Annotated in this window: 28 protein-coding genes; 24 read left to right on the top strand and 4 right to left on the bottom strand. The window is 38.6% G+C overall.

Annotation, left to right across the window (positions count from 1 at the left end):
• Positions 1–19 precede the first annotated feature (19 nt).
• The 11 genes from L8T27_RS13865 to L8T27_RS13815 all read left to right on the top strand — a co-directional run bounded on the left by L8T27_RS13865 (position 20) and on the right by L8T27_RS13815 (position 9,510).
• Positions 20–286, top strand: coding sequence for an IreB family regulatory phosphoprotein (locus L8T27_RS13865; RefSeq protein WP_127737353.1), 267 nt, complete (start codon positions 20–22; stop codon positions 284–286).
• 4 nt (positions 287–290) lie between these two features.
• Positions 291–707, top strand: coding sequence for a Holliday junction resolvase RuvX (ruvX, locus tag L8T27_RS13860; protein ID WP_233313059.1), 417 nt, complete (start codon positions 291–293; stop codon positions 705–707).
• 13 nt (positions 708–720) lie between these two features.
• Positions 721–1,011: a DUF1292 domain-containing protein gene (locus L8T27_RS13855; protein ID WP_233313060.1), complete on the top strand. Its 291-nt coding sequence runs from the start codon at positions 721–723 to the stop codon at positions 1,009–1,011.
• A gap of 286 nt (positions 1,012–1,297) precedes the next feature.
• The gene (gene mltG / locus L8T27_RS13850; protein ID WP_237942327.1) at positions 1,298–2,398 is read left to right on the top strand and encodes an endolytic transglycosylase MltG; all 1,101 of its coding nucleotides are present in this window, start codon (positions 1,298–1,300) and stop codon (positions 2,396–2,398) included.
• Between the two features lie 241 nt (positions 2,399–2,639).
• A complete protein-coding gene (locus tag L8T27_RS13845; RefSeq protein ID WP_233313061.1) occupies positions 2,640–3,284 on the top strand; it encodes an O-methyltransferase in 645 nt (214 codons plus the stop codon).
• 3 nt (positions 3,285–3,287) lie between these two features.
• Positions 3,288–4,217, top strand: coding sequence for a peptidase U32 family protein (locus tag L8T27_RS13840; RefSeq protein ID WP_237941734.1), 930 nt, complete (start codon positions 3,288–3,290; stop codon positions 4,215–4,217).
• A gap of 21 nt (positions 4,218–4,238) precedes the next feature.
• A complete protein-coding gene (locus L8T27_RS13835) occupies positions 4,239–5,507 on the top strand; it encodes a peptidase U32 family protein (protein ID WP_233313063.1) in 1,269 nt (422 codons plus the stop codon).
• Between the two features lie 3 nt (positions 5,508–5,510).
• On the top strand, positions 5,511–6,146 hold the full coding sequence (udk, locus tag L8T27_RS13830) for a uridine kinase (protein ID WP_233313064.1): 636 nt from the start codon (positions 5,511–5,513) through the stop codon (positions 6,144–6,146).
• Positions 6,147–6,440: 294 nt separating this feature from the next.
• Positions 6,441–6,917: a transcription elongation factor GreA gene (greA, locus tag L8T27_RS13825; protein ID WP_233313065.1), complete on the top strand. Its 477-nt coding sequence runs from the start codon at positions 6,441–6,443 to the stop codon at positions 6,915–6,917.
• 64 nt (positions 6,918–6,981) lie between these two features.
• The gene (locus L8T27_RS13820) at positions 6,982–8,742 is read left to right on the top strand and encodes a peptidoglycan D,D-transpeptidase FtsI family protein (protein ID WP_237941733.1); all 1,761 of its coding nucleotides are present in this window, start codon (positions 6,982–6,984) and stop codon (positions 8,740–8,742) included.
• A 126-nt stretch (positions 8,743–8,868) separates the two neighbouring features.
• The gene (locus L8T27_RS13815) at positions 8,869–9,510 is read left to right on the top strand and encodes a YrrS family protein (protein WP_233313067.1); all 642 of its coding nucleotides are present in this window, start codon (positions 8,869–8,871) and stop codon (positions 9,508–9,510) included.
• Between the two features lie 43 nt (positions 9,511–9,553).
• Here L8T27_RS13815 and L8T27_RS13810 read toward each other — a convergent pair whose 3' ends face one another.
• Positions 9,554–9,760 carry a DUF2536 family protein gene (locus L8T27_RS13810; protein ID WP_233313068.1) on the bottom strand — a complete coding sequence of 69 codons (207 nt, stop codon included), beginning with the start codon at positions 9,758–9,760 and terminating at the stop codon, positions 9,554–9,556.
• 188 nt (positions 9,761–9,948) lie between these two features.
• On the opposite strand from L8T27_RS13810, the gene L8T27_RS13805 reads away from it, so the two are divergent.
• The 7 genes from L8T27_RS13805 to L8T27_RS13775 all read left to right on the top strand — a co-directional run bounded on the left by L8T27_RS13805 (position 9,949) and on the right by L8T27_RS13775 (position 14,681).
• The gene (locus L8T27_RS13805; RefSeq protein WP_233313069.1) at positions 9,949–10,584 is read left to right on the top strand and encodes a class I SAM-dependent DNA methyltransferase; all 636 of its coding nucleotides are present in this window, start codon (positions 9,949–9,951) and stop codon (positions 10,582–10,584) included.
• A gap of 19 nt (positions 10,585–10,603) precedes the next feature.
• Positions 10,604–11,299 (top strand): 5'-methylthioadenosine/S-adenosylhomocysteine nucleosidase, encoded by a 696-nt coding sequence (gene mtnN / locus L8T27_RS13800; RefSeq protein WP_233313070.1) that lies wholly within the window; start codon positions 10,604–10,606, stop codon positions 11,297–11,299.
• A gap of 157 nt (positions 11,300–11,456) precedes the next feature.
• On the top strand, positions 11,457–12,380 hold the full coding sequence (locus L8T27_RS13795) for a PLP-dependent cysteine synthase family protein (RefSeq protein ID WP_233313071.1): 924 nt from the start codon (positions 11,457–11,459) through the stop codon (positions 12,378–12,380).
• Positions 12,381–13,514, top strand: a complete 1,134-nt coding sequence (locus tag L8T27_RS13790; protein ID WP_237941732.1) for a bifunctional cystathionine gamma-lyase/homocysteine desulfhydrase — start codon at positions 12,381–12,383, stop codon at positions 13,512–13,514.
• A 134-nt stretch (positions 13,515–13,648) separates the two neighbouring features.
• Complete coding sequence (locus L8T27_RS13785; RefSeq protein ID WP_233313073.1) at positions 13,649–13,894, top strand: YrhC family protein; 246 nt, start codon at positions 13,649–13,651, stop codon at positions 13,892–13,894.
• 458 nt (positions 13,895–14,352) lie between these two features.
• The gene (locus L8T27_RS13780; RefSeq protein ID WP_233313074.1) at positions 14,353–14,505 is read left to right on the top strand and encodes a YrzI family small protein; all 153 of its coding nucleotides are present in this window, start codon (positions 14,353–14,355) and stop codon (positions 14,503–14,505) included.
• Positions 14,506–14,540: 35 nt separating this feature from the next.
• Positions 14,541–14,681, top strand: coding sequence for a YrzI family small protein (locus tag L8T27_RS13775; protein ID WP_233313075.1), 141 nt, complete (start codon positions 14,541–14,543; stop codon positions 14,679–14,681).
• A 231-nt stretch (positions 14,682–14,912) separates the two neighbouring features.
• Here L8T27_RS13775 and L8T27_RS13770 read toward each other — a convergent pair whose 3' ends face one another.
• Complete coding sequence (locus L8T27_RS13770) at positions 14,913–16,850, bottom strand: fructose-1,6-bisphosphatase (RefSeq protein ID WP_237941731.1); 1,938 nt, start codon at positions 16,848–16,850, stop codon at positions 14,913–14,915.
• A 296-nt stretch (positions 16,851–17,146) separates the two neighbouring features.
• On the opposite strand from L8T27_RS13770, the gene sigK reads away from it, so the two are divergent.
• Positions 17,147–17,869, top strand: a complete 723-nt coding sequence (sigK, locus tag L8T27_RS13765; RefSeq protein ID WP_233313077.1) for an RNA polymerase sporulation sigma factor SigK — start codon at positions 17,147–17,149, stop codon at positions 17,867–17,869.
• 56 nt (positions 17,870–17,925) lie between these two features.
• Here the strand turns inward: sigK and L8T27_RS13760 are convergent, their stop codons facing one another.
• Positions 17,926–18,237: a hypothetical protein gene (locus tag L8T27_RS13760; RefSeq protein WP_233313078.1), complete on the bottom strand. Its 312-nt coding sequence runs from the start codon at positions 18,235–18,237 to the stop codon at positions 17,926–17,928.
• A 281-nt stretch (positions 18,238–18,518) separates the two neighbouring features.
• Here L8T27_RS13760 and L8T27_RS13755 point away from each other — a divergent pair, with 281 nt between their 5' ends.
• The 4 genes from L8T27_RS13755 to L8T27_RS13740 all read left to right on the top strand — a co-directional run bounded on the left by L8T27_RS13755 (position 18,519) and on the right by L8T27_RS13740 (position 22,091).
• The gene (locus L8T27_RS13755; protein ID WP_237941730.1) at positions 18,519–18,971 is read left to right on the top strand and encodes a hypothetical protein; all 453 of its coding nucleotides are present in this window, start codon (positions 18,519–18,521) and stop codon (positions 18,969–18,971) included.
• A gap of 60 nt (positions 18,972–19,031) precedes the next feature.
• Positions 19,032–19,814, top strand: a complete 783-nt coding sequence (locus L8T27_RS13750; protein WP_233313080.1) for an N-acetylmuramoyl-L-alanine amidase — start codon at positions 19,032–19,034, stop codon at positions 19,812–19,814.
• A 130-nt stretch (positions 19,815–19,944) separates the two neighbouring features.
• Positions 19,945–20,136 carry a sporulation protein YjcZ gene (locus L8T27_RS13745; RefSeq protein ID WP_237941729.1) on the top strand — a complete coding sequence of 64 codons (192 nt, stop codon included), beginning with the start codon at positions 19,945–19,947 and terminating at the stop codon, positions 20,134–20,136.
• Positions 20,137–20,297: 161 nt separating this feature from the next.
• Complete coding sequence (locus L8T27_RS13740; RefSeq protein ID WP_233313082.1) at positions 20,298–22,091, top strand: M3 family oligoendopeptidase; 1,794 nt, start codon at positions 20,298–20,300, stop codon at positions 22,089–22,091.
• 29 nt (positions 22,092–22,120) lie between these two features.
• Here the strand turns inward: L8T27_RS13740 and pssA are convergent, their stop codons facing one another.
• Positions 22,121–22,660 (bottom strand): CDP-diacylglycerol--serine O-phosphatidyltransferase, encoded by a 540-nt coding sequence (pssA, locus tag L8T27_RS13735; RefSeq protein ID WP_233313083.1) that lies wholly within the window; start codon positions 22,658–22,660, stop codon positions 22,121–22,123.
• A gap of 125 nt (positions 22,661–22,785) precedes the next feature.
• Between pssA and L8T27_RS13730 the strand changes: the two genes are divergently transcribed.
• Entirely contained in the window at positions 22,786–23,571 is a 786-nt protein-coding gene (locus L8T27_RS13730; protein WP_237941728.1) for a phosphatidylserine decarboxylase, read from the top strand.
• Positions 23,572–23,596: the final 25 nt, after the last annotated feature.

The following is a 23,596-nucleotide window of genomic DNA, read 5'->3' as shown; positions in this document are numbered from 1 at the left end:
GAAAATAGGGGTGTTGTAAATGAGCTCATTCGACAAAACAATGAGATTCAATTTTCCTGAAGAACCATATGAACATGACGTAAAAGAAGTGTTGAATCAAGTATATGATGCTCTTCAAGAAAAAGGCTATAACCCAATTAATCAAATTGTCGGTTATCTACTTTCAGGAGACCCTGCATACATCCCGCGCCATATGGATGCACGAAATATTATGCGCAAACTAGAGCGTGACGAGATTATTGAAGAGCTTGTTAAGTTCTACTTAAAACAGCAGCGAGAGGATTAAAGAAATGCGAACAATGGGCTTGGATGTAGGCTCAAAAACGGTAGGGGTTTCAATTAGTGATGCTTTTGGGTGGACAGCCCAAGGCATTGAAACTGTAAAAATCGACGAAGAGAAACAAGAATTCGGATTAGACCGTTTAGGAGTATTGATTGTTGAGCATGATGTAAGTAAAATAGTGGTTGGCCTTCCAAAAAACATGAATGGCAGCATCGGCTTTCGCGGTGAAGCAAGCCAACATTTCGGCAAGCTTCTTGAAGAAAGATTCGGTCTACCAGTTGTATTTTGGGATGAGCGACTGACGACGATGGCTGCTGAAAGAGTCCTTCTTGAAGCAGATGTCAGCAGAAAAAAAAGGAAAAAAGTAATTGATAAGATGGCAGCATCTATGATATTACAAGGCTATTTAGATAGCCAGAAATGATGAGGTGAAAGTAATGGAACACGGAGAAACTAATACAATTACAGTAGTGGACGAGCAAGGAAACGAACAATTATGCGAAATTTTGTTCACATTTGAATCAGATGAATTTGGAAAATCATATGTTCTTTATTACCCAATCGGAGAAGATGACGGTGAAGACGACGAAATCGACATTCATGCATCTTCATTTATCCCGAACGAAGAAACTGGCGATGGTGAGCTATCTCCTATCGAAACAGATGAAGAGTGGGATTTAGTAGAGGAAATGCTTAACACATTCCTTGCTAACGAAGAAGAAGAATAAGAAACAGATGGGGGACAGCAATAGTGCTGTCCCTTTTTTTTTATGCTTGAAAACGGTCGTGGACAATGGCATAAATATGGAGGGTTTTGTTTGTGGATATTATTTCCAAACACTATTCTCCGATAGTAAAATAGACTTCATTCGCTATTTTTTTCACTTTCTTTGTTAGAATATAGTATAATTAGTCGAGATATGGTTTTATTATAGGTAATACATACCCGGTTTTAGGAGGGAAAGATAATTGTCAATAAAAGAGGGGAATAATGAAGGAAAAAATAAAAAAGAAATGTTTTTTGAGAAGATAGCGGAAAGACGAAATGAAGCAAAAACAATCAGGAGATTCGTTGGCTTAACCATTCTCGTACTTGCTGTAGTACTTGCAGCTGTGTCACTAACCAGTTATTTTTATATTAAATCAAGCTTAGAACCAGTGGACCCTGGCAGCAAAAAAGAAATCATTGTTGATATTCCAATCGGTTCAAGTGTCTCCTATATAGCTCAGACGTTAGAGGACAGCGGACTTGTTAAAAACGCGCGAGTATTTAAATACTATGTAAAGTTTAAAAACGAATCAGAGTTCATGGCAGGGGAGTATCATATGAATCCCTCGATGACTTTCCAGGAAATCATCGAAAGCTTAAAGACTGGTAGAATCATGCAGGAGCCGGTATTTACTATGACGATACCGGAGGGTAAACAGCTTGACGAGATAGCAGCTGTGATAGCTGATAAGACAAAGCAGCCTGAGAAGGAAGTTTTCAAAAGTTTAAATGATGAAAAGTTCATTCAGTCATTAATGGAAAAGTATCCGTCCATTTTGACAACAGAGGTTTGGGCTAAAGATATTAAGTATCCTTTAGAAGGATATCTTTTCCCTGCTACGTATGCTTTCTACAAAAAGGACCCTAGCCTCGATGAGATTGTTTCTACCATGCTTGATAAGACGCAAAGCGTTGTGGAGAAGTACAGGCAGGATATTGAAAGAGAAGATATGACTGTTCATCAATTCTTGACTATGTCATCCTTGATTGAAGAGGAAGCAACAGAAAAGGCAGACAGAGATAAAATTGCGAGTGTGTTTTATAACCGCATAGATGAAGGAATGCCGCTGCAAACAGATCCGACGGTACTGTATGCACAAGGCAAACATAAAGCAAGAGTCACATACAAGGATTTAGAAGTAGATTCTCCGTATAATACGTATAAAAATAAAGGGTTGACGCCAGGGCCTATCTCCAATTCAGGTACGATGTCCATGGAAGCAGCGCTTCATCCAGCTGATACCGACTTTTTATACTTCCTGGCATCCAGTGATGGAACTGTATATTTTTCGAGCACACTTGATGAGCATAACTCATTAAAGGCAAAATATATTACAAATAATTAAAACGATGTGGGGAGAGCATGATTAATTAGCTTTCCCCAGCGTTTTATGTTAAAATAGTACAAGTGTTTTTAAACAGGAACAAGTTATACGTAATTAACAAATTTGGCATACACCGCAAAGTTAGGTTCTTAATAAAAGAAGCTAACATTTTTCAGGTGGAGGGAAACCATTCCTGAAAATTTAGCCAATTAAAAAGAGACATTCAGTAACGTCTGGCAAATGTAAATAGAGGTGAATTCTGTTGCAGAATGAAGAACAAGTGCTGAAATATATCGAGAATTTAATTCCAGATAGAAGTGAAGCCTTTTTAGGTATTGAAAAGTATGCTGAGGAAAATGAAGTCCCAATTATGGAGCTTGTAGGCATTGAAACATTGCTTCAGCTGTTAAGAATGCAGCAGCCCAAAAAAATTCTCGAAATTGGGACAGCGATAGGATATTCTGCACTGCGGATGGCAGACGCTTTGCCAGAATGCAAGATTGTATCCATTGAGCGTGATGAGGACCGATATAATGTGGCCTTATCCAATGTGGAGACATTGAACAAAAGCTCACAAGTTCACTTCATTAAGGGTGATGCGTTAGAAGTGGAGAATCTTGTGCAGGAGCACGGTCCTTTTGATGCCTTATTCATAGATGCTGCAAAAAGCCAATATCGGAAGTTTTTTGATATATACTCCAAGATGCTTTCCCCTGAAGGCGTGATTTTTACGGATAATATCTTATTCCACGGGCTTGTTGTGGAGGAAAATATAGACAGCCGGAATGTAAGGCAGCTTGTCCGAAAAATTAAGGATTTTAATCAATGGCTAATGCAGCATCCAGATTACCATACAGCAATACTGCCTGTTGGTGATGGATTAGCAATTAGCAAAAAGAGGAGATAAAAAATGAAAAAACCTGAATTGCTCGTTACACCAATTACGGTTGAAGACATTATTCCACTGATCGAAAGCGGAGCAGATGCCTTTGTGATCGGTGAACAGAAATTTGGATTGCGTTTAGCAGGAGAATTTAAGCGCGATGATGTAAAAAAAGCGATTGAACGTGCCCATGGACGAAACAAGAAGGTATATGTAGCTGTCAACGGTCTTTTTCACAATGAAAAAATAGATGACCTTTATGATTATATTGCTTTCTTAAGAGATGTGAATGCGGACAGCGTTATTTTTGGTGATCCGGCAGTTCTTATGGTGGCGCGTGAAGTTGCCCCAGACATGAAACTGCATTGGAACACAGAAACCACTGGAACTAACTGGTATACTTGCAATTACTGGGGGAAAAAAGGTGCTAAACGAGCGGTGCTCGCACGGGAACTGAGCATGGATGCAATCATTGAGATGAAAGAGAATGCAGAAGTCGAATTGGAAATCCAAGTTCACGGCATGACGACAATGTTCCAATCAAAGCGCACCCTTTTAGGGCATTACTTCCAACATCAGGGCAAAGAGCAAGATATGGCCGATAAACAGAAAGACAGGGATTACTTCCTCCATGATAAAGAGAGAGAGAACAAGTATCCGATCTTTGAAGACGAAAACGGCACACATATTATGAGTCCTAATGATATTTGCATTGTTGATGAATTGCAGGAATTGATAGAAGCAGGCATCGATTCTTTTAAGATAGACGGTATTTTAAAGGATTCTGCTTATATTCAAAAAGTGACGAGCATTTATCATCGAGCAATAACGATGTTTGTAAATAATCCTGATCAGTACGATGAGGAAAAGGATAATCTACTAGCAGAAATTGAACAGATACAGCCGGCAAATAGACCGTTGGACACAGGATTTTTCTTTAAAGAAACAGTGTATTAATAATTAGGAGGAGTACAGACGATGACAGCAGTGAAAACACCTATCTCTGAAATTCGAGACGGTAAAAGAATCATTGTCAAAAAGCCGGAGCTTTTGGCGCCTGCAGGCAATCTTGAAAAATTGAAGATAGCCGTTGCTTATGGAGCTGATGCGGTTTTTATCGGAGGCCAAGAATATGGACTCCGTTCTAACGCTGGAAATTTCACTTTCGAGGAAATGAAAGAGGGAGTGGAATTTGCAAAAAACTATGATGCGAAAATATATGTAACAACAAATATTTTTGCGCATAATGAAAATATCGACGGACTGGAAGAATATCTGCTTGGATTAAAAGAAGCAGGCATTCACGGCATTATTGTTGCTGATCCGCTCATTATTGAAACATGCCGCAGAGTAGCACCTGAAATAGAAGTACACTTAAGCACACAGCAGTCTCTTTCCAACTGGAAAGCTGTTCAGTACTGGAAGGAAGAGGGCTTAGAAAGAGTTGTGCTTGCCCGTGAAACCAGTGCAGAAGAAATCCAGGAAATGAAAGAAAAAGTCGATATTGAAATCGAGACATTCATTCATGGAGCAATGTGTATTGCGTATTCTGGAAGATGCACACTAAGCAATCATATGACAGCAAGGGATTCTAACAGAGGCGGATGCTGTCAATCATGCCGTTGGGATTATGATCTGTACAGACTGGAAAACACAGAAGAAAAGCCGCTTTTCTCTGAAGAGGATGCACCTTTTGCGATGAGTCCTAAAGACCTTAAGCTCATTGAATCGATTCCCCGCATGATTGAACTGGGCATTGACAGTCTGAAAATTGAAGGTCGTATGAAATCTATTCACTACGTGGCAACAGTTGTCAGCGTGTACCGTAAAGTAATTGATGCTTACTGTGCTGATCCTGATAATTTTGTTATTGACGAAGAATGGCTGAAAGAGCTGGATAAATGTGCAAACAGAGAAACAGCACCAGCATTCTTTGAAGGGCAGCCAGGGTATAAAGAGCAAATGTTTGGTAATCATAGCAAAAAGACAACTTTTGATTTTGTTGGACTTGTTCTTGATTATGACAAAGAGGAAAAGATTGTAACGCTGCAGCAGCGCAACTTCTTTAAACCAGGACAGGAAGTAGAATTCTTCGGTCCAGAAATATCTAATTTTACGACAGTTATTGATACGATATGGGATGAAAAAGGCAATGAGCTTGATGCAGCCCGCCATCCGCTGCAAATTGTTAAATTTAAAGTGGATCACCCTGTATTTCCAAATAACATGATGAGAAAGGAGCTCTAAAGCATGCAGCGCAAACCAGTTGTAATTGGTGTCGCAGGTGGCTCCGGATCAGGAAAAACAAGCGTGACCAAAGCTATTTTTGAGCATTTTCAAGGACATTCCATCCTGATGATTGAACAGGATTATTATTATAAAGATCAATCACATCTTCCATTTGAAGAAAGACTAAAAACAAATTATGATCATCCGTTGGCATTTGATACAGAATTATTAATTGAACATATCCAAACATTGCTTAAGTATGAAAAAATCGATAAACCTGTATATAATTACGCCATGCATACGAGATCAGATGAGACAATACTTGTCGAACCTCGTGATGTTATTATTGTGGAAGGCATTCTTATTTTAGAGGATGAAAGACTTCGCAATCTAATGGACATGAAGCTGTACGTGGATACAGATGCAGATTTGCGCATTATTAGAAGGCTTGTTAGGGATATTCAAGACAGAGGTAGAACAATGGACTCTGTTATTGATCAGTATGTGAGTGTTGTAAGACCGATGCATAATCAATTTATTGAGCCGACAAAACGCTATGCTGATATCATCATTCCAGAAGGCGGTCAAAATCACGTTGCTATCGACTTAATGGTAACGAAGATACAGACGATTCTTGAGCAAAAATCGTTATTATAAGCTCTGTAATTTATTTTTTCACGAGAGAAATGAGAAGGTTTTTTAAAATCTTTGATTTTACCTTTTAACCCCTTTTATATAAAGGATTAGAGGCATTATTATTTCCCTAAAATAATGCATTTTAGGGAATAATTATTCTTTTTTTGAAAGAAAATGCTTTCTTTTTTTCGGAATACGTATTAAACTCATCCTATTAGTAATTTAGCTTGAGTTTACATCATCAACTTTAATACATACCATAAACCAACAATCAAAATATATAGATTGTGCTGGATACTTTAAGGAGTGAACATTTTGGCTATCGAAAAAGAATTTCCAATGACATTGGCTGGTAAAGAGAAACTGGAACAAGAACTAGAACAATTAAAAACGGTTAAACGTAAAGAAGTCGTTGAACGTATTAAAATAGCGCGCAGCTTCGGAGACTTATCAGAGAATTCGGAATATGATTCTGCGAAAGAAGAGCAAGCGTTTGTAGAAGGACGCATCACTACAATTGAAAACATGATCCGCAATGCGAAGATCATCTCAGAAGATGAATTAGATCGTGACACTGTTTCACTAGGTAGTTCTGTTACTTTCATTGAGCTTCCTGATGGTGACGAAGAAACATACACAATTGTGGGCAGTGCAGAAGCTGATCCGTTCGAAGGTAAAATCTCCAATGATTCACCGATTGCAAAAAGCCTAATCGGCAAAAAAGTCGGCGATAAAGTAGTTGTTCAAACACCTGGTGGAGAAATGAATGTAGAAATCGTTACAATTAAATAACAATTTCACGGTAATTGTTTGAAAAAAGGACACCTCGTCAACACTCTTGATGAGGTGTTTTTTTATGTGGAGAAAGAGAGCAATATTTATCGGTGTATTTTTTATTTGTATGCTTGTTGTGCTGCTTGCAAGACTTGTGCAGATACAGCTTGTGGAAACAGAACATTTTACTAAACATAATATTAACTTAGTGGAAGCTAGTGTGAAGCAACGATCACAGGAGATGGTACTGGATAACGGCCGCGGGGGATTTTTGGACAGAAATGGGGAGTCGCTGACACAGCAAACGAAAACAGTTCTTATTTTATTTCCGTTTTTAAAAAATATGGAATGGGACAGTAGAAAAATTGCGGATATTATTGGGACAACTGAATATACTTTAACGAAAACGATAGCGGAGGCAAAAGAGCCTGTAGTCCTTGGTGGCAGCAAGCCGGTAGAGCTTTCCGCAAAACAAATGACCGATATTAATAATTTGAAAATTCCCGGTGTATTTGCCGTTAATAAAAAATTCAGGGTCCAAAATGAGTTAGCTGAACAACTGTTAGGGATTACCGGTCAAAATGAAGCAGAGCTTGAAATAAGATACCCTGACAAAAAACTGTCTTATGACACATTAATCGGGTTAACGGGACTAGAAAAAAGCTTTGATGAGTTTCTTCTCCCAGATGGAGAATCTAAGCTTGTCTATCATGTCGATGCCACAGGAGGTCCGTTGTTTGGAACGAACGTTAAATATGTGGAGCCTGGCAATCCATTTTATCCTGTAAATATTAAAACGACCATTGATAAAGAATTACAAGAAGTGGCAGAAGAGCTGGTGGACAAGCATAATATCAAAAAAGGCGGACTTGTGCTTTTAGATATAGAGACAAATTCAGTTGCCGCTATGGTATCTCGTCCTATTATTGATAAAAATCCTTATGAAACAGATGGTATTAATAATTTTATGCTTAAACAGCAGATAGTCGGTTCTGTTTTCAAAACCGTAGTGGCAGCAGCTGCGATAGATAATAAATTGAATAATGATGATGCCATTTATAACTGCAGCCAAAAAATAAATGGAGATCCAGACCCTGTTTATCAGCATGGTATGCTTAATTTCACAAACAGCTTTGCTGTCAGCTGCAATAATACTTTCGCAACAATTGCCAATGAGTTAAAGGATATTGACAAAAATATCTTAGAAGATTACGCAAAGAAGCTGTCTTTAACAACAACGACAGGCTGGGAAGGGACTATTTTTCATTCAAGCGACTTTAAGCAAATACAAGATGAAGAAAAAGGCAGAGTGTTCCTTTCAGAGGATGCAAAAAAGGATAAGAATTATGTAGCATTGACAGGCATTGGTCAGAATGAAGTCAGGGTTACACCAATAGCTGTTGCCAACATGATGGCTACAATCGCCAGAGGCGGGGAAAAGCAGGCAGTCAGAGTGGCCTCTGAGATAGAATATAAAAATGGCAGTACATTGGTGAAATTCGATCAGAAAAAGCTAGATGGTGAAACGATTTCGCCATATACAGCACAAGAACTTCAGAAGCTCTTAAGAGAAGTTGTTGAGAACAAAGAAGGTACAGGAAGATGGTTTCAAGACTTGCCGTATGAAGTTGCCGGTAAATCCGGTACGGCAGAGACTGGCATCTATAAGGGAGAGGAACAGCTTCATAATAAGTGGTTTGCAGGCTATTTTCCATATGATAAACCCAAATATGCCTTAGTTGCAGTCAACCTTGAGGTATTCGCAGATGAAGGAGGAGTCAATCCGCTATTTGCTGATATGGTAAAGGCGGTTTATGACCATGAAGAGAGTCATGCTCAATAGAAAATACCCATTTTCCTTTTCACTATTCAAAAGTCATGATAGAATATGTACAGCCTTTGTTGGCTTAAATACAGATATTAATTAAAAGTAAATACAAATGTATGAACAATAGGGAGGAGAAACAAGTTGAGCACAGACACTAACGATAATGTTCGAAGCAGATCTGAACAGCGTTCAAAGAGGAAAAAAACGAATATTATTCTTAATGCCTTAATCATTCTTGTGATAGCATTAATTGTTTTTGTCTCTTATTCCATTTTCAGTGATGGTGATAATAAGACAGATAACCAGGAAAATAAGAAAACTGCCCAAACAGAGAGTACAAAAGACGAGCAAGCTTCCGCTCAAGCAGATAATGATGCTGCAAAAAGTACAGATGACTCTGAAAGTGATGAAGAGCAGGAAACACAAAAAGATGGAGAGGCTATTATCACCGAAGGCGGAAGTGATTCAAACGTCATTAAAACCATCGAGAATCCTTCATGGGAGCCTGTTGGAACAACGCAGTCAGGTGAACATACAGCTTCCTACTCAGCAGGTGTTGATTGGGATGAACAGTTAAAAGCTTTGGCATACGGAACAGGAATAGATGAAGGCAATATGGTTGTTTGGTTTTTAGGGAACAATAATAAAGATCAGAATAAATCAATCGGCACTGTTTCTACAAAGGATAAAAGCGAAAAATATCGCGTTTATATTGAGTGGGTGGACGGCAGCGGCTGGAAACCGACAAAAGTAGAGGAAATCAATGATTTAAATATACGTTAAATGAGTGAAACTGCTTATAATCTTATAAGCAGTTTCTTTTTTGTTATTTTTTTATTTTAAAATGAACCATAACCGTATGATAAGGTCTGCCGTTTTCTTGGAGTGTTGTTTGGTGATTGACAGAATGGACCTCAAGCAGGATTGCTTTGTTAATTTCAATTTGTTCTGTAATTTTTTTTTCGATAGTACTTAAAGAATCACCTTCAAAGAACTCTACTTTATCCTTTATAATATCTAGCTGGAAATTCATCCTTTACTTCCTTTCAATAAATAAAATAGTCTCTTTTCCTATTTTATCATATGTCATGAAACAAGGAGACATTGTCTTCAACACAATTATTGAAAAAGGCATAGGGGATGTGGTAAATTATGAACATGACTCTTGTCTAATTCATAGTATGTATATTGGAATTGTTTGCTATGAAAGGGGCATGAGAAATGGGTAAAGAATTTATGGAGATCTTTGAAAAATGGGCTGACACTTATGATGAAAGTTTAACAAAAGATATAGAATACAAAGAAGTGTTCCGAAACTACGAACAGATATTAGATGAAGTGGCAAACCGGGCTTACGGCACAGTAGTCGAATTTGGCCCAGGCACTGGGAACTTGACTTTAAAGCTTGCAGATAAAGGATTGTTTGTTACAGGTATAGAGCCTTCCAAAGCTATGCGGAAATTAGCAGAGGAGAAGCTGAATGAAAAAGCAGTGGTGAAGGATGGAGATTTTCTTAACTTCTCAACAGAGAGTGCGCCAGATGTTTTCGTGAGCACCTATGCTTTTCATCATTTAACAGATGAAGAAAAAGCAGAAGCAATTACTCTTTATAGTAATTTACTGCCTTCATCTGGTAAAATAGTTTTTGCGGATACGATGTTTCGTTCCGAAGAAGACTATGAAAAAGCAAAAGATGCCGCTGCAAAAAGTGGTTTCCATAACCTGGCTGAAGACTTAGCTCGTGAATACTATTCCACTATTCCCGTATTACAGAGGATGTTAGAGGAAGCAGGCTTTACTGCCGCATTCACCCGCTTAAATGAGTTTGTTTGGATCATGGAAGGAACAAAAGTGTAGCTTAGAAAGAGGGAAGTACATGAAAATAGCAATAATCGGTGCAATGGAAGAAGAAGTTGCCATACTCAGAGAACAAATGGACAATAAAAAAGAGCAGACAATTGCCGGATTTCAATTTATTGAAGGTAATCTTGCTGGGAAGGATGTTGTGCTGCTTCGCTCAGGCATAGGCAAAGTTAATGCTGCGATGAGCACGACTATTCTGCTGCAAACGTTCAAACCGGACTATTTAATCAATACAGGCTCTGCTGGAGGATTAAACCCTGACTTGAATGTCGGCGATGTTGTCATCTCAGACGAAGTGAGACATCATGATGTGGATGCGACTATATTTGGTTATGAATACGGTCAAGTACCGCAAATGCCTGCGAGTTTTGCAGCAGATAATGGTCTAATCCAGATAGCTGAATCAAGCGCGAAGGAAATAGGGGAGTATGCTGTTGTCAGAGGCCTTATTACAACAGGTGATTCCTTTATTAATGATCCGGAAAGGGCAGCCTTCATCAAGACGAAATTCACTGGATTACAGGCTGTAGAAATGGAAGCAGCTGCAATAGCTCAAGTTGCCTATCAGCATGAAATTCCATTTGTTATCATTCGTTCTCTATCGGATATAGCTGGAAAAGAATCACATCTTTCCTTTGATCAATACTTAGAAAAGGCAGCAGTCCATTCGGCGAACTTAGTAGTGGGAATCGTTCAAAAAATGAACTGATTATAGCGGGGAGTCCTAATAATAGGAACTTCCCCGATTCTAGCATTTAATTCTGACTATTCAAATAGGAATAGCTGTGATAAGCGGTAATCGGTATAAATTGCAAACAGAGTTAGAAGCAAAACAGGCAATGATATATAGAAGGAGGGAAATGATCATGAGAGTTTACAACAATGTGCATCAGCTTATTGGCAATACACCAATGGTTGAGATTACCCATTTTCCTTTGCCCAATGAAGTTCGTATATTTGCAAAGCTTGAGTATTATAATCCAGGAGGAAGTATTAAAGACAGACTGGGAATCAAGTTGATCCAAGATGCTTTTGAGACAGGGAAGCTGAAGAAAGGCGGAACGGTTATTGAACCGACTGCAGGGAATACAGGAATCGGCTTGGCTCTTGCAGCATTAAATCAAGATGTGAAAGTAATCGTCTGTGTGCCAGAAAAATTCAGCGTGGAAAAACAGCAAGTTATGAAGGCATTAGGAGCAGAAATTGTCCATACCCCAACAGCAAAAGGAATGGCTGGTGCGATTGAAAAGGCGAAAGAGCTGCAAAAAAGCATTCCCGATTCCTTTATTCCAGGCCAATTCGAAAACGAAGCAAACCCAGACACCTATTACAAGACACTTGGACCGGAGATTTGGGAACAGCTCGAAGGCAATATTGACGTTTTTATTGCAGGTGCAGGTACGGGCGGGACATTTATGGGTACCGCCCGATATTTGAAAGAACAAAAACATTCAATAAAAACGGTTATTGTCGAGCCAGAAGGATCGATCCTAAATGGCGGGAAGTCTGGCCCTCATAAAACAGAAGGGATTGGGATGGAGTTTCTGCCACCTTATATGGACCCAGCTTACTTCGATAAAATTTATACAGTCAGTGATAGCGATGCCTTTTTAAAGGTGAATGAGGCAGCGCTTAAGGAAGGCCTGCTTGTGGGAAGCTCCTCAGGGGCAGCCCTATATGCCGCCTTGGCAGAAGCGAAACTAGCTGCACCAGGCACCAATATAGTTGTAATCCTACCGGACAGCAGCGACCGCTATATTAGTAAAAAGATTTTTGAAGGAGGAATTTAAATGAAACGCAAAACGATGCTCATTCACGGAGGAATACCAGGAGATCCGCATACAGGTGCTGTCAATGTTCCAATTTATCAAGTCAGCACTTATAAGCAAGAAGGAGTAGGCAATCATAAAGGGTTTGAATATTCACGAACAGGCAATCCTACCCGCCACGCCCTGGAGGAGCTTATAAAGGATTTAGAGCACGGAACTAGGGGATTTGCATTTAGCTCCGGAATGGCAGCTATTACGGCGGTTATAATGCTGTTTAAACAAGGCGATCATATTTTAATAACAGATGATGTTTATGGTGGCACATTTCGGGTAATAACAAAGGTGCTTAATAAATTTGGAATAGAAGCTACCTTTATTGATACGAGCGATATCGACAATATAAAAGAAGCAGTAAAAGAAAATACCGTGGCACTTTATATCGAAACACCGACAAATCCGTTGCTGAAAATCACTGATATTCAAGCAGCTTCCTTTGCAGCGAAGGAGCTTGGATTAGTAACGATTGTTGATAATACCTTCTCCACACCATATTGGCAAACACCATTAACACTCGGTGCAGATATCGTCTTACACAGTGCTACAAAGTACTTAGGCGGCCATAGCGATGTTGTCTCAGGTCTTGTTGCAGTTAAGAATGAGAAACTAGGAGAAGATTTGCATTTTATTCAGAATTCCACTGGAGGAGTGCTTGGACCGCATGATTCATGGCTGTTAATCCGCGGAATGAAAACGTTAGGTATTCGAATGGAGGAACATGAAAAAAGCGCCAGCGAAATCGTCGCATTCCTTGAAAAGCATCCTGCTGTATCTAAAGTGTACTATCCAGGACTGGAAACACACCCAAATCATGAAATCAGTAAAAAACAAGCGTCAGGTTTTGGCGGAATGATCAGCTTTGATGTTGGCAGTGCAGAAAATGCCGATAAGCTTCTTAGCAAAGTAAAGTATTTTACTTTAGCAGAAAGTCTTGGGGCAGTGGAAAGTCTAATATCTGTACCAGCAAAAATGACGCATGCATCTATTCCAGCAGAAAGAAGAGCAGAACTTGGCATTACCGATGGACTTGTCCGCATTTCAGTAGGTTTAGAAGACGTAGAGGACTTGTTAGAGGATTTGGAACAAGGCTTAAAATAAGAAGAAAACTGCCTTTTATAGAAGGCAGTTTTTTTCTTGTTATTATTTTCCTAACATGCTATCAATTGCTAAAGAAAAGACGACCATGCTTATGGTACAGTAGAGTTATAGAAAAGTAGAAAGCAGGGATAAAAATGGAGAAAACGTTGAAGGACTTGTCGGGGAAATTGGCAGACTACAAACGATTTGCCATTGTTTTGCTAGCTGTTGGAGTCTTTTTTTATTTAGGGGTTATCGTTCCGGCTGTTCATGAAGTGAAATGGCATGATGAAGCGATGGCAATTACTTCAGTCTTAACATTAGGTACATCTATTTTCTTTTTCGCTAAAGTAAAGAAATACAAAAAAATGATCAGTGATATGACAGATAACGATATGTAATAAAATATATATGCTACAAAGAGGATGAGAAAATCATGCTCTTTTTTTTATGCCCTTTAAATACAAGCATTAAACCTATTATTCAAAAACTTTAATATAAAAAACCCATATCTGGAAAAAGGGGTTTACAAAACTGGAAATCGAGGATATAATTGCCAATGTAAAAACTATTTCAAAAGGAGGTTGAATGATATGCAAAACGTATTTATCGGAGCAGCAGGCAAAATGACAACTCAATATGTTTATGCACGAATTCAACCAGTGATAATTTGGAATAGCTAATTCATTATAATAGCCTATCCAACCGCAGGTGAATTCTGTCCCTGCGGTTTTTTATATGCCTTTTTTTAAAAAGTGCCGCAGGAGCCTAGATTAACTGCGGTTTTTTTGCGCCTTTTTAATTAAAAATTAACATTTTAGTTAAATAATGGTAATGGCAACGTAAAGGGGGTGAGCAAATGACACTGAATATTCTATTTATGTCGATAACGATTAAAAAAAATCAAAAATCGCATGAGCAACATATGCATGATTTGCTAATGGAGCAATTAATAGAAGAAAACAACCAAAAGCAATTGCTGCTAGGTGATTTTCCCAGAAATATGTTTTAAGTAAGAAAAGTACGACTAAGAAGGAGGTGGTATAAATGACACTGAATCTATTGTTTTTTACCCTCATTATTCGCAAGCGGAAAGTAAGTACAGAGGAACATTTGCATCAAGCAAGAATTGAAAAGTTAATGGAAGAGCAGAAAGACAAACATATGTCACATCATCGATATTTATAATGTTTAATAAAAGAAAAAAGAAAGGGTGAACAATATGATTATCATTTTGCAAAGGCGTCAATCAATCCTGTGGGTGGAGAAAGACTCCACCTAACGAAACTTAAAAGGAGAAGGCTATATGCATATATTTATTTTGTTGCTTTCGGCAGAATTTAAGTGGTGGTTAGAAAGAATCGGCAAGAAATCTCAATGAAAAAAGCTCATGCATCATAGTGATGCATGAGCTTCTAATTATCTCACTTTGTACCTGTATTCGAGAAGATGCTGGAGGTCGTCTCTTTGCTCGAGCAATTTCTCTCCTATGTTTGTTTCCATAACTCGTTTTCGCTTCAGCTCTCGGTCTACAACTCTTTTGACAGAAAGGACGTCTGTTCCTGTCTGGAGAACATCTTCTTTGCTAATAAAACGTTTATGTGCCACTAGCTGCATGCCATATGAGTTGTAAAGAAGGGTGTAGCCTGCTATCCCTGTTTTAGATTGATATGCTTTGGAAAAGCCGCCGTCAATAACAATCATCCTTCCATTAGCCTTAATCGGATTTTCTCCGTTTATTTCTTCAACAGGCGTATGCCCGTTGATAATATGGCCGTGATCAGGATTCATGTTGAATTCCTCAAGGATTCTTCTGCAAGTTGCTTCTTCTTCCCTTAACTGATAGTAAGGATTTTTCTGCTCTTTATGTATCGCTTTTTCCTTGATGAAATAGCGCTCAAAGGTAGTCATGTCTTTCTTTCCAAACAGCGAGGAATTTTCGCCTGTCCATAAATACCAAATCATATCTGTTGCCAGGTCATCCGTTATTTCAGGATGAGAGAAACTTTCGCGCAAGTATTTCTCAAACACATCAAGCAGCTTTTTGCCGCTGTACTCTTTGCCGTTTAGCTCCATTGTTTTCATACTGCCATCTTGATTTAACGGAATACAGCCATGGATCAGTAAGTTGCCGTTGTATTTTAAATAAAGGCTGCCTTTTTTCATTAAGAAAGTCATATGTCTTGCAAGCTTCTCAGAATGTTGAATCGAAAAAAGCAGCTTTTCTAAAACTTGTTCTTCTTCAGGCAAAAGCTTTGCCGGATCAGATGGATCAATGGTTGAAAAACAAGTGTTTTCAAGTTGATAGGTATTACCATGCAAAACAATCGTATTTGATTTGAAATCGATTTTATCTAAAAGGAGACGGTGCTCCATCTTAAAATCTGGTCTTCTTTTAATAATCGGCTGCTCTAATTTAAATTGTATCATGCTGATAGCCTGGTGGATTTTAGTGATTTGCAGGATATTCTCTTCGCCAATTTCTTCCCTTTTAGCATTCAGCTTCGGACGGAAGGCTTGGTTATCTTCATAATATTTCTCTGCAAGATTTAACAATGGTCTTAAATTAATGCCATAAGCATCTTCAATAATATCAAGGTTGTCATAGCGTGCACATATGCGGATAATATTGGCAAGGCATACTTTAGAGCCGGCAAATGCACCAATCCATAAAACATCATGATTTCCCCACTGAATGTCAACAGAATGATAGTCCATTAAGGTTTCCATAATTTTATCAGGATGAGGGCCTCTGTCGTATATATCGCCAACTACATGCAAATGGTCCACTACCAGTCTTTGAATCGTATATGCTAACCCTGTAATAAGCTTGCTTGCTTGACCAAGGGAGATGATTCTTTGGAGGATTTTTGAGTAGTATTCTTTTTTATTGTCGAGTTCGTCTTTTTTATACAGCAGCTCTTCAATAATATACACGAATTGCTTCGGCAGCTCCTTGCGAACCTTAGAACGAGTATATTTGGAAGAAGCATAGGAAACTAGGCGAACCATCTTTTCAATCGTTTCCACATACCATTCGTACAATAATTGGTCTGACTCGAATGAGTTGATAACAAGCTGGAGCTTTTCCTCAGGATAGTAAACAAGTGTAGCAAACTCGTCCATCTCTTTTTTGGAAAGCTCTTCATGAAACAATTCTTTAATCTTTTCCTTTACATTTCCAGAGCCGTTTCTCAAGACGTGCTGGAACGCATGGAATTCCCCATGCAGGTCACTGACAAAATGCTCAGTCCCTTTTGGCAGGTTTAAAATGGCATCCAAATTTATTATTTCTGTCACTACTTTTTCTTCACTATCGTATTTTTCTGTTAGCAGGTCTAAATATTTTGTATCCATCTGCACCTCTCCTATCGAAAAGTTGTCCAATTATTGTTAAAAAAACGCATAAGCCCATTTTATTCCTATTTTCCAGCCAAGGAAAGAAAAATCCTCTTTTAATTTACCTTATTTCTAAAAATATAATTCCGCTTTAATGACTGCTTATACTTTTTTAGGATGTCCTTTATACCCTGCGGCAGATTATCGTAAACATAATTAATGGATATTTTCCTATTAATATTCGAGCGAGGACATGCAAGACATCCTCGACCTTTACATAGTAATGGAGTATAGGCAAAAGTGGAGGTGGAAATATGTCTGGGATAATTTATTCACTCGGGCTTTTAGTAAAAGAACTGTTATTTCTTGTGTCCTATGTAAAAAATAACGCCTTTCCCCAGCCGTTGTCTGCATCAGATGAAAAGAAGTACTTAAGACTGATGGCAGAGGGAGATTCACATGCACGGAATATGTTGATAGAACATAATTTGCGGCTTGTTGCACATATTGTGAAGAAGTTTGAAAACACAGGCGAGGATTCGGAAGACTTAATCTCTATCGGAACAATTGGGTTGATAAAGGGAATAGAAAGCTTTTCGGAAGGGAAAGGAACGAAGCTTGCCACATATGCAGCAAGATGTATTGAGAACGAAATACTTATGCATTTAAGAGCACTGAAAAAAACAAAAAAAGATGTATCCTTGCATGATCCGATTGGTCAGGATAAGGAAGGAAATGAAATCAGCTTAATCGATGTATTAAAGTCGGAATCCGAAGATGTAGTAAATACGATTCAATTGAATATGGAGCTGGAAAAGGTGAAAGAGTATATCGATGTGTTGGATGAACGGGAAAAAGAAGTTATTGTCGGCAGATTCGGGCTAGACTTAAAAAAGGAAAAAACCCAAAGGGAAATTGCTAAAGAGCTTGGTATTTCAAGAAGCTATGTTTCCCGTATTGAAAAAAGAGCGCTAATGAAGATGTTCCATGAATTTTACAGGGCGGAAAAGGAAAAACGGAGAAAGGGGCAGGATTAGCCTCTAAACAAAGGGCTGTCTTTCGTGCAGCCCTCTTTTTTGTCACAACGAAACTTCTATTGCTTGTATCTTAAATATTCCCGATTAGAAGTAGGAACATTTTTAACAACTTCACCCTCACGATTCTTATAAATCTCGTATTCTCTGTATGTTTCTACAACAAATCCATCCTCTACCTGCGTATCTTCTAATTTATATTCTAATTCTGGCGCTCCATACACCTCCGAAGACGTGCTTGCCGGTTCACTTTCCGTTGTCTCACCATAAAAATAAACATAATCCTCATTAATCTTTGCAGTAGGTGTCTCCACATATGCAATAAAGGCAAGCAGAACAATTACAACGATTGCTGCAAGGCGTTTCTTCATTTTCTCTCCTCCTTCCTTACATATTTATGCATGTCCTTCCTACATATTCTTACTATGTGGCAGGAATGGTAGGATAGTTTGATGAAAAGGAAAATATTATCATTTATTGGTTCGTAAACACATATTCTTTAAAAAGTACATGCCCTACACTTCAGCTGATTTTCCCTCCTGAAAAAAATTCGCAATTTGTAAATAAAATATAATAATAGTAATGTTTTTGAAATATAAATAAGCGTATAAGCGGATATGTAAGAACTACCCAGTAGGAGGATGAAGACTAAATGCTATTGAAACAGCTGCTTTTTTTATCCGTGTTAATTACTGCCATCATCTCGCCTTTACAGGAGGCGAAAGACGTGAAGGCAGGCATTGAGGATACATGTGAACACAGTGATAATGAGTGGAAAGCAACACTGAAAAACCTTCATAATAAAGCTGATATAGAGGCGTTGCAGTTAGGGGATTACAAGTCAATGACAGACGCTATGAATGGAAATGAAGTGTGGCGTTTTGATTTGTGTACAGTCAACCATTACAGCTATCCAGCCGAAATGGATGCTGTCGATATAAATGGTCTTACGGAAGATTCAGTTGAAAGAATTATTTTTATAAGCTTCTCAGAGAGTAACATCATTAGAAAATCAATGTACTACAAAGCGGATGACGGAAGTATTAGGGAAACCGTTCTGTTTAGTGACAGGATGGAAAAGGATCTTGTTTTAATTACAAATTAGTCATACGTACAAGCAATGATGCACCGCCTTTCTATAATAATAGTAAGGTGGTGAATTATAATGGCGAAAATATTTATTGATCCAGGCCATGGCGGCTCTGATCCAGGAGCTGTGGGAAATGGAATTCAGGAGAAGGATATCACATTGCGAATTGCGACAATGATTAGAGATATGCTTGTCAGTGAATACGAAGATGTAACAGTAAGGATGAGCAGAACCTCTGATGAAACGGTCAGCCTTTCAGAAAGATCTAATGCTGCCAACGCATGGGGAGCTGACTATTTTGTTTCTGTTCATGTAAATGCAGGCGGAGGGATAGGATTTGAAAGCTATGTTTACACTGGAGTTGGTGCTCCAACAACGACATACCAGACGGCAATTCATAATCGTATAATCAACCTATCTAACTGGAGCGACCGCGGTAAGAAAAAGGCGAATTTCCATGTGCTAAGAGAAACTAATATGCCGGCTATCTTGACAGAAAACGGATTTATTGACAATGCAACGGATGCAAATAAACTGAAAAGCGCTTCTTTCCTTTCCACATTGGCAAGAGGACATGCAGAAGGCATAGCCGATGCCTTTAACCTAAACAAAAAAGATACAGGCGGCGGCGGTTCTGGAGATCTATATAAGGTGCAAATCGGAGCCTTCAGGAATAAAGAAAATGCAGACAGCTTAGCAGAACAAGCAAGACGAGATGGGCTTGAGGCAGCAGTATTGTTTAGGGACAATCTGTATAAAGTCCAAATCGGAGCTTTTGCAAATCGTGCAAATGCGGAAGCGATGGAAGACAGAGCCAAGGATGCAGGCTATGCAACCATCATTTTGACAGAATCATAAAACTACAGTGCTTGGGTCTTTTATAAAGACTCAAGTTTTTTATGAGCATAGAAAATCAATAAAAATAGGACTGGCGCCTAACCCACCAGGCTATCTGCCGAATAGGTTAATAGGGAGGGGAGGTTTCATTATGAAAGCATTCGGCTACCCATATCAATCCGTGCCAGGGGCACCGTTTTTAGCTGGTGGCTACCCGCCTCAAGCTGGATACGGCTATGGTGCACAGCAAGGATACGGAGCATGGTATGCATTATTGATTGTTCTGTTTATTATCATTATTTTGTTTTGGGGAATTTGGGCATTTGGCAACTGTTTCTATTAAGCGTGATTATTCATCATTTGCCATCCTTTAGGCAAATGATTTTTTTTGCTGAAAACATATTTTGGTTAGTATCGTTTTTGCTTTCTTCTATTATAATAGATAGAAATTTTTTAATAATAAAACTATAATAATATAAGAAGTAATAAAGGGGGCGCATAACTTTGACAAACAAAACGTTTTCTGATGTATGGGATTTGGATGTTTTTTTTCCTGGAGGAAGCAGTTCGCAAGCATTTGTACAACATCTTGATGAAACTGGAAGTAATATAGAAGAATTTGCAAGGGCTGTAGGTAAATATGTTCCAATGGATGGAGCAGCCGAAAGGGAGACGGTGCGGCATATTATTTTCCTGTTTGAAGGAACTGTCAAAAAAATCCGTCAAGCAGGCGCATTCGTCAGCTGTCTGCAGGCGCAAAACATGAATGATAAAGAGGCAGATGCCCTAAGGGGGAAGGTAACGGAGCTTAGTGCCAAGTTTCAGAATGTTTTAACCATATTTGACGGAAAATTATCGCAATATGAGGAAAAGCAATGGGCGATTCTTCTTAAAGATGAAGAGCTGAAAGAACTGTCTTTCGTTCTTACAGAAAGAAGAACAAATGCCAGGCAGAAGCTCTCCGAAAAAGAAGAAATGCTAATCAATAAGCTTAGTATTGACGGCTATCACGGCTGGGGACAAATGTATGATACAGTTGTGGGCAGTATACAAATCCCATTTGAAGAAAATGGTGAAGTAACGTTTCTGTCTGTAGGGCAGGCAGCGAATAAATTCTCCAATCCAGATCGAAAAGTGCGCAAGAAGGTTTTTGCTGAATGGGAAAAGGCCTGGGATGAGAAAGGTGCTGTATTGGCGAAGACATTAAACCATCTTGCTGGATTCCGGTTAAATACATATGAAATGAGAAATTGGGATAATGTGCTCAAAGAGCCTCTTGAATATAACAGAATGGAAGAAAAAACGCTTGAAGCAATGTGGAGGGTAATCAGCAATAATAAGAAGCCTTTCGTTGAATTCCTAAATAGGAAAGCCCAGATGCTCGGCATAGATAAGCTGACTTGGTATGATGTTGATGCTCCGATTGGCAAGACTGAATCAAAGATGAGTTATCAGGAGGGTGCAGAATTCATTCTCAATCACTTTGAGAAGTTTGGGGAGGAAATGACTGGTTTTGCTAAGAAGGCTTTTGAGAACGCATGGATTGAAGCAGAAGACAGACACGGAAAAAGACCAGGAGGCTTCCATACTTACTTTCCTGAAAGCGGGCAATCAAGAATTTTTATGACATACTCTGGGACGCCGTCTAACGTATCCACATTAGCACATGAGCTGGGGCACGGCTTCCATACATATGCAATGAGGGATATGCATACACTGAACCGCAATTATGCGATGAATGTGGCAGAAACAGCTTCTACGCTTGCTGAGATGATTGTCGCAGATGCTGCTGTGAAAAACGCTAAGACTAAAGAAGAGAAAATCAGTCTGTTAGAGGATAAAATTCAGCGGTCTGTTGCCTTGTTAATGAATATACATGCACGCTTTCTCTTTGAGACCAGATTTTATGAGGAAAGACGCAAAGGGCTTGTAAGCAAGGAAAGACTAAATGAGCTTATGACAGATGCGCAAAAAGAAGCTTTCGGAGATGCATTGGCAGAATATCATCCGTCCTTCTGGGGCTCTAAGCTGCATTTTTATATCACAGGAGTTCCTTTTTATAACTTCCCATATACATTCGGCTATTTATTTTCTCTTGGCATATACGCCAAAGCCATTCAAGAAGGAAAAGGATATGAAAGGAAATATATCGCCCTATTGAAAGACACGGCAAGCATGTCTGTTGAGGAGCTTGCGAAAAAGCATTTAAATGTGGATTTAACAGATGATGCTTTTTGGGAAAGCGCCATAAAAGTATGCATAGAAGATGTGGAAGAATTTATGGAGTTAACTAGGTAAATGGAAAAAGGATGCCTGCAGGCATCCTTTTATATTTTTCTCCATTTGAAATTAGCGATCATTAAAACAGATAAAATCAGAAGAAGAAACAAATACATTTGAGGCGGAACATAGTTTATACCCAGGCTGAAGAAGGTGATGATGCACCCAGCTGCTGTAATCGGCAAACCAGTGAAAAAGCCGTTGTTTTCTGTAATGTTGAATCGCGCCAAACGAAATGCGCCACAGCAAATATACAAGACGGCAAAGAAAGAACCGACTGCATTAAATTCAAACAATACTGCCTGGTAAATCAACAATGCTGGAGCAACTCCAAAAGAAATGATATCGCTCATAGAATCCAGCTGCTTTCCTAATTCTGATTCGATTTGGAACTTGCGTGCAGCCATTCCGTCCAACCTGTCTGCTAATGCAGCGATAAATATTAATAAAAGACTAAGCTGAATTTGGCCCTTTAAGCTGAAAATAATGGAAAACCCGCCAAGACCTAGATTTGTCAGGGTAAGGAAATTGGCAATCTGTGCCTTTAGCTTTTTTGCGGTTTGTTCTATCACTTCATGTAGAAACATCCCATTCACTCCTCGTATGAAATTTATTTCATACAAACTTTATTTTTTATATAATAATATTTAATTTTAATGTAATATATGATTGTTCGTAAAGAAAAATTTACAATTTACTGGAGGATTCTTCGTTGAAACAGTTTTTTTACCGATTATTAATAGAACTGACTAACAGCAGGTGGAGTTCTATGCTGATAAAAAAATTTGCTCATTCAAAAATCAGCACCAAGGTGATCCCTTCCTTTTCCAAAGTATACCAAATAAACCTTGGGGAAGCGGAAGAAAGTGTTGAATCGTTTTCGAATCTTCATGAATTTTTTGTTAGAAAGTTAAAATCTGGCGTCAGGGCAATACATAACAAGCATAATGGTGTAATAAGTCCTGTTGATGCTGTTATTGAAGACATCGGCAAAATTAAAAAAGACAAAACAATTACAGTGAAAGGCAAGATATACTCCATTGAAGAGATGCTGGACAAAGACGACACAATAGGAGATTATGAGGACGGTACATATTTGATCTTCTATTTGAGCCCAAGTGATTATCATCGCATTCACAGTCCTGTTGCCGGAGAAATAGTTAAGCAATGGACTGCAGGAGAAAAATCATACCCTGTTAATAAATATGGCTTAAAATACGGAAAAAATCCTCTTTCTAAAAACTACCGAACAATTTCGGAAGTGAAAACAAATAGTAGCCATAATGTTGCGGTCGTTAAGGTAGGAGCAATGTTCATCAACTCTATTATTTTAAGTCATCAGCAAAATATGGTTGATATGGGTGAGGAAATTGCTTATTTTTCTTTTGGATCAACCGTTATTCTGTTGTTTGAAAAAGATGCATTTCAACTTCGGGAAGATATAAAAGCACCTTTCCAAGTTAAAATGGGAGAGCTTATCGGCGAATTAAAAAGCTAAATGCACAGAATAAAAAAAACCCGCG

The organism is Niallia sp. Man26, from assembly GCF_022049065.2.
Classification (GTDB): domain Bacteria; phylum Bacillota; class Bacilli; order Bacillales; family Cytobacillaceae; genus Niallia.
Note: the sequence above shows the minus strand (reverse complement) of the source record. Positions and strands in the feature narration are given on the sequence as shown.